At 38.8% G+C, this 13336-nt stretch carries 12 protein-coding genes; 9 read left to right on the forward strand and 3 right to left on the reverse strand.

The features are described from left to right. Position 1: 1 nt before the first annotated feature. Positions 2–2491 (reverse strand): DUF5686 family protein, encoded by a 2490-nt coding sequence (locus tag ACKGJN_RS12065; RefSeq protein ID WP_409539762.1) that lies wholly within the window; start codon positions 2489–2491, stop codon positions 2–4. A gap of 60 nt (positions 2492–2551) precedes the next feature. Beyond that, positions 2552–3529: a pyruvate dehydrogenase complex E1 component subunit beta gene (locus ACKGJN_RS12070; protein ID WP_409539763.1), complete on the reverse strand. Its 978-nt coding sequence runs from the start codon at positions 3527–3529 to the stop codon at positions 2552–2554. Between the two features lie 262 nt (positions 3530–3791). Between ACKGJN_RS12070 and ACKGJN_RS12075 the strand changes: the two genes are divergently transcribed. The 9 genes from ACKGJN_RS12075 (at position 3792) to ACKGJN_RS12115 (ending at position 12186) form a co-directional block, all read left to right on the forward strand. Beyond that, a complete protein-coding gene (locus ACKGJN_RS12075) occupies positions 3792–4538 on the forward strand; it encodes an electron transfer flavoprotein subunit beta/FixA family protein (protein WP_409539765.1) in 747 nt (248 codons plus the stop codon). Between the two features lie 78 nt (positions 4539–4616). Then, positions 4617–5585 (forward strand): electron transfer flavoprotein subunit alpha/FixB family protein, encoded by a 969-nt coding sequence (locus tag ACKGJN_RS12080; protein WP_409539766.1) that lies wholly within the window; start codon positions 4617–4619, stop codon positions 5583–5585. An 84-nt stretch (positions 5586–5669) separates the two neighbouring features. Continuing rightward, positions 5670–6293 carry a bifunctional nuclease family protein gene (locus ACKGJN_RS12085; protein WP_409539767.1) on the forward strand — a complete coding sequence of 208 codons (624 nt, stop codon included), beginning with the start codon at positions 5670–5672 and terminating at the stop codon, positions 6291–6293. A gap of 9 nt (positions 6294–6302) precedes the next feature. Continuing rightward, complete coding sequence (locus ACKGJN_RS12090) at positions 6303–8009, forward strand: NupC/NupG family nucleoside CNT transporter (protein WP_409539768.1); 1707 nt, start codon at positions 6303–6305, stop codon at positions 8007–8009. Positions 8010–8228: 219 nt separating this feature from the next. Further along, a complete protein-coding gene (locus ACKGJN_RS12095) occupies positions 8229–9083 on the forward strand; it encodes a thymidylate synthase (RefSeq protein ID WP_409539770.1) in 855 nt (284 codons plus the stop codon). 56 nt (positions 9084–9139) lie between these two features. Continuing rightward, on the forward strand, positions 9140–9556 hold the full coding sequence (locus tag ACKGJN_RS12100) for an energy transducer TonB (RefSeq protein ID WP_409539771.1): 417 nt from the start codon (positions 9140–9142) through the stop codon (positions 9554–9556). A gap of 164 nt (positions 9557–9720) precedes the next feature. After that, entirely contained in the window at positions 9721–10887 is a 1167-nt protein-coding gene (gene egtB / locus ACKGJN_RS12105; RefSeq protein ID WP_409539772.1) for an ergothioneine biosynthesis protein EgtB, read from the forward strand. 13 nt (positions 10888–10900) lie between these two features. Next, a complete protein-coding gene (locus tag ACKGJN_RS12110; RefSeq protein ID WP_409539773.1) occupies positions 10901–11869 on the forward strand; it encodes an L-histidine N(alpha)-methyltransferase in 969 nt (322 codons plus the stop codon). 35 nt (positions 11870–11904) lie between these two features. Then, complete coding sequence (locus tag ACKGJN_RS12115) at positions 11905–12186, forward strand: DUF427 domain-containing protein (protein WP_409539774.1); 282 nt, start codon at positions 11905–11907, stop codon at positions 12184–12186. 31 nt (positions 12187–12217) lie between these two features. Here the strand turns inward: ACKGJN_RS12115 and ACKGJN_RS12120 are convergent, their stop codons facing one another. Further along, positions 12218–13276, reverse strand: coding sequence for an aminotransferase class V-fold PLP-dependent enzyme (locus ACKGJN_RS12120; RefSeq protein WP_409539776.1), 1059 nt, complete (start codon positions 13274–13276; stop codon positions 12218–12220). Positions 13277–13336: the final 60 nt, after the last annotated feature.

A 13336-nucleotide genomic window follows, 5' to 3' on the forward strand; every position in this document is an offset into this window, starting at 1 on the left:
ATTAAAAGTGAAAACCGAAAGTGGCTGTAACCCCAAATTTTCGGGCATCGGGAATATCAAAATAATTCCCGCGAAAATGGGCATCGAGCCTCAGGAACTTAAAGATATTTCCCACCCCTAAACTATATTGCCAGTATGGCTCATCGTTTGGTGCTATCAACCGAATTCCTGATGCATTCAGGCGTTTGTTTTCTTCAGAAATTGATCCCAAAACCCCTTTTATTCCAACAATTTCACGTAGATTTAAATTCCGTAAACCGGGAATTCTCGCAAATAATCTTCCGTTAAAGTTGTGTTCCAAATGCACTGCCAGGTAAGTATCTGTTACAAATTCATAGAAATTCAATAGTGAAAATGAATTATACAGCGCAAAATAGGTCTGGTTTCCAGGCACAACACTTAATAAACCCAGGGGAACAGCGCCAAAAGTTATACCAGCTTCCAAGCTTACATTGGATTTACCAAATCCTCCAATAAAAATTGGCTGATCGTAAAAAAACTGAAGTCGTTTATAATCAAAATCACTGTTCAAAATATCCTTTACACCCAGGCTGTAACTTAAAAAAATGGTTGGAAAATCCCCTCCATTTACCACGGTTCTTTCTACGCCGTAGCTTGAAGTTTTTCGCCCTGGGGAATAATTTATAATCGTGGATATTTCGGTTTGATCGATCTCCGAAGCACTTTCAGTTCGGGCTTCATCTGTATAATAATCAAGGCTGAAACCTGGTGACGCCGGCTTTAAATTTCTGAAAGACCCCGAAACCCGGACCGTGAAATTTTGAAAGGGTTCCATTTCAACAGAAACAACCGAAAGATTTATCGAGCTTAATTTATCATTGTCCCCAACATTGATAAGAGAAGATGAAGCCAGACTTCTTCCCATAACATCTGTAGAATTGGTAAGACTGGTTCCCAACTGTTCCACGTCCCGACGGGTACCGGCAGAAACTATCAATCTGGATTTTTTATCCAACAACCAGCTTCCTAAAATTCCATATTTAAATTTCTGATCCCTGAAACCATAGGCACCATAGCCCTGAATTCTCCAGGGATCATTTTGTCCAAAATAAGTTCTTCCGCCCGCTCTCACTCTAAACCCTTCTACTGCATTGTACCCAAAAATGGAATAAACAGGACCAAAATCCCAGCCATTAAATTCTATATAACCAGATTCTGCAATTGTTGCGAGATTATATAGCCTTTTAAAAGCCTTAACTGTTTGCAGGGTATCTATCATTTTATAAACTGCCCGCTCCTGACCGCTTAAGGGTTCCATCCTGTTTTCAGCCCAAAAATCATCATCCCTGGTGTACACTTCTTTCTGAAATTCAATCACTTCCCTGCGGAAAAATTCGGAAGTGTTTTTAATGTTAAATTCATAATCATCATATAATATTGTCTTTTTCCCGGAGATCCCACGGGCATCGGCCTTCTCCTGAAAAGCAAAATCTGCCTGAAAAATATCCTTTGTAATAAGAAAAACAGAATCGTTCAGGACTTCAAATTCCTGCTCTATATAAACCCCGGTAATCCAATTTAAATTGGCACTTTCGGTCATTTCGAGATTAATTTTTCGAATGGCCCAGGTGGTATCATTTACCCAAAAATCCCCTTTAAAGGTGAGCTCGTTTTTCCTGCGGGGATAATATTGTATGTTGTAACACCAAGTATCTCCTATATAAGCACTGTCTTTCAGGACATAGTTGTAATTGTTGATTCCTGTTGTGGAAAGCGGACTGACAAAATTTTTATCGAAAAACTGCAAATAGTTTTTATAGATGTCATATTCGTCATAAATATCCTTTACCATGGCGATCAGGTTCTGATTTTCACTGAAACCGGAATTTTTGTTTCCCAAAAGATCCACGCGTTTTTTTCCGGTCTTGTTATCCCCATATACCTTAAGAGCCGATTCATTTATGAAGATGGGCAAATAGGCTTTTCCGGTGACTTTATTGGTATCGAGATTATCGAAAATGAATTCCATCCCATTGAAGATGGGATTTTTGATCACGGAGCTGTCGATGGAATTAAGTTTAAATTCTATCTTTTCGTATTTCCGGAACTGGTACTGTGCAAATTTATTTATTCCGTTCTCCCGTTTGTTCTCCCATATCTTCCGGAGAATATCCAGTGCCGGATTATTGGTTTTGGAAGTTTTTCCCTGATAGATCTTCACTTCCGATAATTGCTCTGAGGCTTCGGTTAAAACCACCTTCATATTTAGATTATCACCTTTCTTTAGAGGAATTATCAAAGTTTTATAACCTACATAAGAGAATTCTGCTGAATCCTGATCTTTTCCGGAGGTTAGATAAAACTTTCCCTCTTGATTCGTTGTGGTTCCTTCAGAAGAATTCAGAAAAACAACATTGGCAAAAGCTATTGAAGTTCCCGTCTTATCCTGCACAATTCCACTAAGTCGGGTTTGGGCATAAGAGCTGAAAAAAGCAGCAAAAACAACTATAAAAGGGAAGATCTTTTTCATAAAAGGGCAAAAAAAAACTTCACCTGTAAAAGATGAAGTTTCAAATATTAGTCTATAAACCTATTTGTAAAGCACTTTTTTAACCGCTTTTACAACATCGGTGCTATTTGGTATCCATTCTTTTAAAAGAACCGGAGAATATGGCGCCGGAGTATCGGCGGTATTTATCTTGATTATTGGAGCATCCAAATAATCGAAGGCATGCATTTGTACCTGGTAGGTAATTTCTGTAGAGATATTTCCAAAAGGCCATGCCTCTTCCAAAATCACAAGACGGTTTGTTTTTTTAACCGATTTAAGTATCATTTCACTGTCCATTGGACGAATTGTACGTAAATCGATGATCTCACAAGAGATACCCTCTTTTTCCAATTCGTCTGCAGCTTTATAAGCTTCTTTTATAATTTTTCCGAAGGAAACTATAGTAACATCGTTTCCTTCTCTTTTTACCTCGCCAACACCTATTGGAATGGTATATTCTTCTTCAGGAACTTCTCCCTTATCTCCATACATTTGTTCACTTTCCATAAAAATAACCGGATCGTTATCACGAATGGCCGATTTTAATAGCCCTTTTGCATCATAAGGATTGGAAGGCACCACTACTTTTAGACCCGGACAGTTGGCGAACCAGCTCTCAAATGCCTGGGAGTGTGTTGCTCCCAACTGGCCTGCAGAAGCTGTAGGCCCACGGAAAACGATTGGAATATTGAATTGCCCTCCGCTCATTTGTCTTAATTTAGCAGCGTTGTTTATAATTTGATCAATTCCTACCAAAGCGAAGTTGAAAGTCATATACTCAACAATTGGCCTGTTGCCATTCATTGCGCTTCCAATGGCGATCCCGGAAAAACCAAGCTCTGCAATTGGCGTATCTATTACTCTTTCAGGACCAAATTCGTCCAACATTCCTTTGGAGGCTTTATAGGCACCGTTATATTCTGCTACTTCTTCTCCCATTAAGTAAATGCTTTCATCTAATCGCATTTCCTCACTCATGGCTTGCTGTATGGCTTCTCTAAACTGAATTGTCTTCATTATCTCGTAAAATAGTTAAGGTCTCTATTAAAAAACAAAAATAGTAAATCAAAAACCTTGGGGCAAGCAATAAGGTATGAATTGGAAAATACTTTTAAAAATTCGTGACAATGCCTCGGGGAATTAAGCCCTCAGTGACAGAATCGAAAAAGTTTAGCTAATACTCCCTCAAGATATTTACTATGCGCGCATAGTAAATTTCGATTTAATTTCCTTATCTTCGTAATCCATAATTTTTTAAACTCTTAAAAAGACTCTATAAATGAAAATATTAGTGTGTATAAGTCACGTTCCGGACACTACTTCAAAAATCAACTTTACCGATGATAATACCCAGTTTGACACCAACGGGGTTCAGTTTGTAATAAACCCCAATGATGAATTTGGCCTTACCAGGTCTATGTGGTTCAAGGAAAAACAGGGTGCAACGGTAGATGTTGTAAACGTAGGAGGACCGGAAACCGAGCCAACCCTTCGTAAAGCCCTTGCAATTGGAGCCGATAGCGCGATTCGCGTAAACACTCCCGCAACCGATGGTTTCCAGGTAGCCAAACAACTTGCTAAAGTTGTAACAGATGGCGGTTATGACCTTGTTATTGCGGGGAGAGAATCTATAGATTATAATGGCGGGATGGTCCCGGGAATGCTTGCTGGATTGCTAAAAGCCAATTTCGTAAACACATGTATAAATTTAGAAGTTGAAGGAAACGAGGCAAAAGCCATTCGGGAAATTGACGGTGGTAAAGAAAGTGTTACCACTTACCTTCCATTGGTGATTGGTGCCCAAAAAGGGCTTGTAGAAGAAAGCGACCTTAGGATACCAAATATGCGCGGGATAATGCAGGCAAGAAAAAAACCTATGAATGTTGTAGAACCTGAAGAAGTAGCAGTTCAAACCAGCATTGCAAAATTTGAAAAGCCAGAACCAAAAGGTGCTGTTAAACTGGTGGATCCGGACAATTTGGATGAACTTATCAATTTGCTGCACAACGAAGCAAAAGTTATCTAATAAATTCAAAGTTAGCCTACTAAAGTTCTAAAAAAGTAAACATCACAGGTTTTCAAAACCAAAATAAAAAAATAAAATATGTCAGTTTTAGTATATATAGAATCCGAAGATGGGAAATTCAAAACAGCTTCCTTTGAGGTAGCTTCGTATGCCAGGGAAATTGCCCAAATGCTTGAAACAGAAGTTACCGCAGTGACTTTCAATGTTGACGATCCTTCAGAATTAGGGAATTACGGGATAGATAAAGTATTAAAAGTAAACAACGAGAAACTTAAGAATTTCAATGCTGAAGCCTATGCCGATGTATTGCACCAAGCTGCATCAAAGGAAGAATCGAAAGTGATTGTTGTAAGCCAAAGTGCAAACAGCAAATACCTCGCTCCGCTTCTTGCTGTTCATTTAAATGCAGGTTATGTATCAAACGTAGTTGCATTGCCGGAAAGCACCGGTCCATTCACAGTAAAAAGAACCGCTTTTACCAATAAAGCATTCAGTTTCACCAATATTGAAACCGATGTAAAACTTTTAGGATTATCTAAAAATGCATTCGGATTAAAAGAAAATAAAGCCGACGCTGCTGCTGAAGATTTTTCACCAAGTCTATCCGATGAAGATTTTTCTGTTCAGGTTACCAATGTAGATAAGGCCAAAGATAAAGTAACAATTGCCGATGCAGAAATAGTGGTCTCTGGTGGGCGTGGTCTTAAAGGCCCGGAAAACTGGGGAATGCTGGAAGAGCTTGCAGATATCCTTGGAGCGGCAACTGCCTGTTCAAAGCCCGTAAGCGATATGGGATGGAGACCTCACGGAGAACACGTTGGCCAAACCGGAAAGCCGGTTGCTGCCAATCTTTACATAGCTATTGGTATTTCCGGAGCTATTCAGCATTTGGCGGGAATTAATTCCTCTAAAGTAAAAGTCGTTATCAATAATGATCCTGAAGCACCCTTTTTTAAAGCTGCAGATTACGGAGTTGTGGGCGATGCCTTTGAAATAGTCCCTAAACTAAATGAAAAACTGAAAGAATTTAAAGCTAAAAACGCATAATTTTTATAACTTGCAAGCCTTTAAAGGGCTGTCTGAATTTGGTATATTGTCCTTATTTAGACAGCCCTTTTTAATTTTAGATAAATGAGTTTAGTACGCCTTAATATTAAAGGAATATCTTATAGTCAAACCCAAAATGGCGCCTATGCACTTATTTTAAGTGAAGTGGATGGCGATAGGAAACTCCCTATTGTGATTGGTGCATTTGAAGCCCAGTCTATCGCGATTGCGCTTGAAAAAGAGATTAAACCTCCAAGACCATTAACCCACGACCTGTTTAAGAATTTTTCCGACAGGTTTGAAATTGTGGTAAAACAAGTGATAATTCACAAACTGGTGGATGGGGTATTTTATTCCAGCCTTATTTGTGAGCGCGATAAAATAGAAGAGATTATAGATGCGCGAACAAGTGATGCCATTGCTTTAGCACTTAGGTTTAACGCTCCTATATTTACTTATAAAAATATACTTGACAAGGCCGGAATCTATTTAAAAGGAGAACAGGAATCTGCGACACCGAAATCTTCATCTCCAACTATAGAAAATATGGATGTAGATGATATCCTGCCTCAAAAGGAAGAAACACCAGATACAAATTACAAGAAAATGTCCCTGGACGAACTGGAAACCTTACTCTCTCAGGCAGTAAAAAATGAGGATTATGAGAAAGCTGCCCGCCTAAGAGATGAAATTTCCAAACGCAAATAGAATTTGTTCATGAAGAAATATAGGTTTACCCTGTTCTTTTTATTTTTTGGTATTTTTATAATTCAGGCGCAAACACTCTCAAAAAACTGGAGTTTTCAGAAGAGTGAAGACAGCGCACAAATTCAGAAGCATTTTTCAAATCAGGACCAACTTTTACTCAACGAGGGCAGGTTTGAGATTAAAGCTGCAAAAGGGGATTTTATAAAAGCCCAGGGAGATTATCTCTATCAAAATAATTTACTGATATTTTTCTACAATCCTCCCAATGATACCATCAGGAAATTTCGGGTTGCTGAATTGAGTGATACTTCGCTTACAATTTCAGACAATTACAATTCTTATACATTTAAGGAAACACCTCAATTAATTGAAGCCATTATTCCCGCTGAAGCTTCCAAAGAAATGATTCCCAGCGCCGGGCTTTCAATAGATAGTGTTTGGAGGGGCGTTTTAGGGATGCTCGTCCTTCTTCTTATAGCATTATTCTTCAGCAGCAATAAAAAAGCTATCAATTGGAAAACAGTTTTAATAGGACTTACCGCACAAATGCTGCTGGCTATAGGGGTTCTTAAGGTAACTTTCATTAAAAATATTTTTGAATTCGTAGGAAAAATATTCGTGCTTATCCTTGATTTCACCAGGGCAGGAAGTGAATTTTTACTTGGGGGAATGATGAATGTGGATAGTTTTGGATTTATATTTCTGTTCCAGGTACTCCCTACAATTATCTTCTTCTCTGCCTTAACTTCCGTATTATTTTACCTTGGAATAATACAAATAGTAGTAAAAGGCCTGGCAAAAATCATGACAAAACTGCTTGGAATTTCCGGAGCAGAAAGTTTGAGTGTTGCGGGAAATATCTTTTTAGGACAAACCGAAGCCCCATTGATGATTAAAGCCTATTTGGAACGAATGACACGTTCTGAAATTTTGCTGGTGATGATTGGCGGAATGGCTACGGTAGCCGGGGGTGTTTTGGCCGCATACATTGGTTTTCTTGGCGGGACAGATCCTGTATTACGCCTGCAGTTTGCCAAGCACCTTCTGGCAGCATCTGTAATGGCTGCACCAGGAGCGATCGTAATCTCCAAAATATTGTATCCGCAGCAGGAAGCCATCAATACCAATGTGGAAGTTTCTTCTGAAAAAATTGGATCCAATATTCTGGATGCCATAGCCAACGGAACTACCGAAGGATTAAAACTTGCAGCGAATGTTGCTGCAATGCTGCTGGTATTTATTTCTTTTATTGCGATGATCAATTATATCCTGGGTTATCTGGGAGGAATTACATCCCTTAACTCGGTTATGGCTGCATATACGCCCTATTCCAAATTTTCCCTGGAATCTATTTTAGGGACGATTTTCGCCCCGCTTATGTGGTTAATTGGGGTTGCCAAAGAGGATATGATGCTGATGGGACAACTGCTGGGAATAAAACTTGCCGCAAGTGAATTTGTGGGCTACATCCAACTCGCCGAGCTAAAGAACCCGCTGAACGCATTAAGTTTGAATTATGAAAAATCGGTGATTATGGCAACTTATATGCTTTGCGGTTTTGCCAACTTTGCCTCTATAGGAATCCAGATTGGCGGAATAGGATCGCTCGCCCCCGGAAAACGCAAAACCTTGTCGGAATTTGGAATGAAAGCATTGATTGGAGGAACAATAGCTTCCCTGTTGTCTGCGACCATCGCGGGAATGCTCATTGGCTAAATCGATTACCCAATAATTATTTTACCAGCTGTGCTAAGGAAGAAATATCAAGAATTTCGAGGCAAAAAGTTTCAATCTATCTCCCAATGCTATATTTTAGCTTTTGAAATTCTTTCAGATCTTTTATATTTGAAAGTCTATCTTCCGAATTTATTTTGCAGAAGCAAGATTGCATCAGCTAATAAAATTCACTGACCCGATTTAAATCAGAAAACACCTATGAAACAATATCACGATTTAATAAAACACGTTCTGGAAAACGGAGTTCATAAAGGAGACCGAACCGGAACAGGGACCAAAAGTGTTTTTGGTTATCAGATGCGTTTTGACCTAAGTGAAGGTTTCCCCATGGTAACCACCAAAAAGCTTCACTTAAAATCCATTATACACGAACTGCTTTGGTTTTTAAACGGAGATACAAACATTGAATACCTTCAAAAGAACGGAGTAAAAATATGGAACAGCTGGGCAGATGAAAAAGGAGATCTTGGACCTGTTTATGGCCATCAATGGAGGAACTGGAATAATGAAGAAATAGACCAGATAAGTGAACTTATAAAAGCTTTGAAAACCAACCCCAACAGCCGGAGAATGTTGGTTTCTGCATGGAATCCTTCGGTTTTGCCAGATACTTCAAAAACTTTTTCAGAAAATGTAGCTGAAGGAAAAGCCGCTTTACCACCCTGTCATGCCTTTTTTCAGTTCTATGTAAGTCCACCGCCGGAAGGTTCAGAAGCACATGCGAAATCGCGTTTATCACTTCAGTTATACCAGCGCAGTGCCGATATTTTTCTGGGAGTGCCCTTTAACATCGCCTCCTATGCCCTGTTTAATATGATGATAGCACAGGTTTGCGACTTGGAGCCTGGAGAATTTATTCACACTTTTGGCGATGCACATATTTACACCAATCATATTGAACAGGTGGAGCTTCAACTTTCAAGAGAACCCAGGAAATTACCTACAATAACCATCAATCCGGAGGTGAAAGACATTTTTGGCTTCAAATTTGAAGACTTCAGCCTGGAGAATTATGATCCGCATCCGCATATAAAAGGAAAAGTGGCTGTTTAGCAGAAACCTATATTTAATTGATCCGGATTCCACTCAAATTTTATACCCTAAACAAAATGAAAAAATTAATTTTGGTTGTCGCAGTTTTCTTTGTCACAGGCCTTGGTTTCGCCCAGGAAGGTGTAAAAGTCTCAGGAAATACAATTACGGTTAAGGAAATCGCACCGGTATGGCCCGGATGCGAAAAAAGCAATGCAGCTTCAGAAGACTGTTTTAACAAGATGGTCGCACAGCATATCAAGGAAAATTACAAATTTCCGCGCGATAAGGATGGAAAATTTATTAGAGGTAAAACAACCATAAGCTTCTTTATAGATGAAAATGGAGAAGTTTGCAAAGTTACCGCAGAAGGTTCTAAAAAGGAGATCAACCAGGAAGCGATGCGAATTGTAAAACTATTTCCAAAAATGACCCCCGGGAAAAGCGGAGGAAAACCGATTTCCGTTAAATATAAAATGCCCTTTACTTTTTAATCCCAACAACATTTTTATTCCCACGATGCTCATCCATCGGGTTTGCGCAGGATTTCATCTAAATCCTGATCAGTTTATACTTTAACTTTGCGTTAACGACGGTGTAACTCTAACATTCCTAAAAATTTGTAACTTTGATAAGCACTTAAGATACCACCGGATTTATGATCTCACCAGAAGAACTATTAAAGTTGTTTTCAGAAACACGGGCAAATTCTGAAAAAATCTGTTCCTATCTGGAGACAGAAGACTATGTGGTGCAGCCGGTAGTGGATGTCTCCCCTCCAAAGTGGCATTTAGGACATACTACCTGGTTTTTTGAGGAGTTTGTTTTGAAGAAATATCAAAAGGGCTATAAGCTGTTCGATGCAAATTCCGCTTATGTTTTCAACAGTTATTATGAGAGCGTAGGCGACAAAGTTGTTCGTACCGATCGCGGAAACCTTTCCCGGCCTACCGTTATATGGGTTTATAAATACAGGGTTTATGTTTCCAATGCCCTTTCCAAATTTTTAAACCCTTCTGAAGATCTTTCTGAAGAGATTTTAAAAGTGATAGAAATTGGTTGTCATCACGAAAAACAACATCAGGAATTACTGCTTACAGATATTAAATATATTTTAGGCAACAACCCGCTCTTACCGCAATATAATCAGCAATTTGAGGAAAATAGTATTCAGAATTTTTCAAAAGAATGGATAGAAATTTCTGAAGGAATTTATGAGGTGGGCCATAAAGGAGCATCTTTTGCCTACGACAATGAATTTGGAAGACACAAAACCTATCTCAACGATTTTAAAATTTCCAATAAACTGGTAACCAATGCAGAATTTCTGGAATTTATGGAAGCCGGTGGTTACGAAGATGTCTTATTATGGCACGCAGAAGGATGGGACTGGATAAATACCAATAACATAAAAGATCCATTTTACTGGCATAAAATAGATGGACAATGGCATCAATATACACTGCAGGGTCTTCTAAAAATGAATCCCGATGCTCCGCTGGCACATATTTCCTATTACGAGGCTTTTGCATTTGCACAATGGAAAGGAATGCGACTGCCCACAGAATTTGAATGGGAGATCGCACAGGAACATTTTGAATGGGGAAGCCGATGGGAATGGACAGAAAGTGCTTATACTCCTTATCCAAACTATCAAAAAGCCGATGGTGCCCTTGGGGAATACAACGGAAAGTTCATGGTGAATCAAAAAGTACTTCGTGGAAGCTCTGTGGCCACAGCCGCCCATCATTCAAGACCAACCTACCGCAATTTTTTCCATCCACATCTTCGATGGCAATTTACCGGCCTGAGACTGGTAAAATAACAAGATATTCAGAATGAAAAACACCATAAAAACCCGCTTTAAATCAGCTTTTGAAGAAGATGTTTATACAGGCCTAACCAGTAATCCCCGATACCTTTTATCAAAATACATTTATGATAAAAGAGGAGATAAGCTATTTCAGGATATTATGAACCTTCCGGAATATTATCTTACCAACTGTGAATTTGATATTTTGAGCAAACATACTGCTGAAATTGCGGAAAAATTTACAGGCCCCGAAGGTTTTGATCTTATAGAACTGGGAGCGGGAGACGGTAAAAAAACCAAACTACTGCTGAAATACCTGGTAGATCAAAAGCTGGATTTCAATTATCTACCCATCGATATTAGCCCGAATGCCCTGGAAGAATTAGAAAAATCGCTTAAAAAAGAGATCCCGGAAGTACCTATAAAAATTCAGCAGGGAACATATTTTGAAACTCTGAAAAAGCTGTCAGCCTTCAATACCAGGAAAAAAGTGATCCTTGTCCTGGGGTCTAATATTGGCAATCTTTTGCATGAGGATGCTATAGATTTTCTAAAACATATTCAGGAAGCGATGAGCATGGAAGACATGGTATTCATTGGATTCGATCAAAAAAAACATCCTCAAAAGATCCTTGATGCCTATAACGATGCTTCCGGTGTAACAGAAGCCTTTAACAAAAACCTGCTCGTTAGAATAAACGCAGAGTTTGGAGGGGATTTTAACCCGGATCAATTCCTGCATTGGGAGACCTATAATCCTGAAACCGGAACTGCAAAAAGCTTTCTGGTTAGTAAAATAGACCAGGATGTCCATATTGAAGGACTGGACCTTAAAATTCATTTCGATCCCTGGCAAACCATTCATACTGAAATTTCGCAGAAATACGATGATGCCGTTGTGGAATGGCTGGCAGAAAAAGCGGGATTAATCGTTGCCGACTATTTTATGGATGAAAACAATTATTATAAAAATTATATCTTCAGAAAAAAATAGCACGTTTAAGGTATTAAATAAAGAAACATCTAAATATGAAAGCAATTTGGAACAATACGGTAATTGCAGAAAGCAATGACACGAAAACTGTGGAAAACAATCACTATTTCCCGATCGAATCCATTAAAAGGGAATTTTTCAAATCCAGCACAACAACAAAGCGCTGTCCGTGGAAAGGAAAAGCTTCTTATTTTACTGTAAATGTGGATGGCATGCTTAACAAGGATGCAGCCTGGTATTATCCTCAGGCGAGTCATGCGGCCAAACCAATTGAAAATTATGTGGCATTTTGGAAAGAAATTAAAATAACTGAATAAAATCAGCTTTTTAAATATTCCCGAAGGGTTTTTACAAGGAATTCCAGTTCCTCTTCGGTATTAAAATAATGAAAGGCAATGCGGATTCCATCTCCTCTTTGAGAACAAATAATGTCTTTGCTTTTAAGGAACTCAAATAATTGAGCATCTCCTTTAATATTAAAAATAGAGGAGTGTTATTCCTTTTTAATATCATATCCGCGAGCAATCCCATTTCTGAAAATTCCTGCTTAGCCCGTTGACTCAAAGTTGATATTCGCTCCTGAACCAGTTCTATTCCAACATCGCTTAACAGTTCTAGTGCGGTTTTTAAACTACCGAAATTTAGCGTGTCCTGATGGCCGGGTTCAAATTTTCCAATTAAGTTTCCCTCATGTGCTTTATATTTTCCCTGCAGGGAATTAAAGCCTACAGTCTTGGGAGCGATTTTTCCCTGTACACTGGCATTTAAAAGGATAAAGGCATTTCCGTAACCAGCATTCAGCCATTTGTAGGTGCTGCAAATAAGTACATCCAGACCAGAATCATCAAAATCAAAAATTTCGGTGCCGCAATACTGGGTTCCATCGGCCACAAACAATATTTCCGGGAATTTTTGCTTTAAATTTTTCAAAAAATCTATAGAAAGTTTTATTCCACTTATATACTGTACAATGCTAAAGGCAAACACATCCGGATGATCCCTTTCCAGAGAGGTTTCTATATGCTGCTCCAGATTTTCATCTATTTGAGCATAACAAATCTCAAAATTACGGGAACTAACCGCCCAGGTTATGGAAGGATAATCCCCATTGAGTAAAAGCACTTTTTTAGATTTATCCAATCCTTCCAAAAGTGTATTGAATCCATACGAAAAGTTGGGTACTAGTGCTACCCGGTTTGGGGCACAATTAAAGAACTGCCCTACCGTTTCCCGTACTCCGGATAAGATCTCCCCCTGTTTATTTTTTAGGATACTGCCAGAAATCAAAAAATCCAGGTCGTGATCATGCCGAAATTCCAGAACTTTTTCTGATAAAAGCCCAGAGGCGGCCGTGTTTAAATAAGTATATTGCTGTAAAACCGGGAAAGGTTTTCTTAATTTTTCCATAGAACTTTAACATTTAAGCAAAAAAATATTTAAATTTGATCAAACACTAAAGTACCTCTT

Source organism: Gillisia xinjiangensis (assembly GCF_046298265.1).
In the GTDB taxonomy this organism is placed as follows: Bacteria; Bacteroidota; Bacteroidia; order Flavobacteriales; family Flavobacteriaceae; genus Gillisia; species Gillisia xinjiangensis.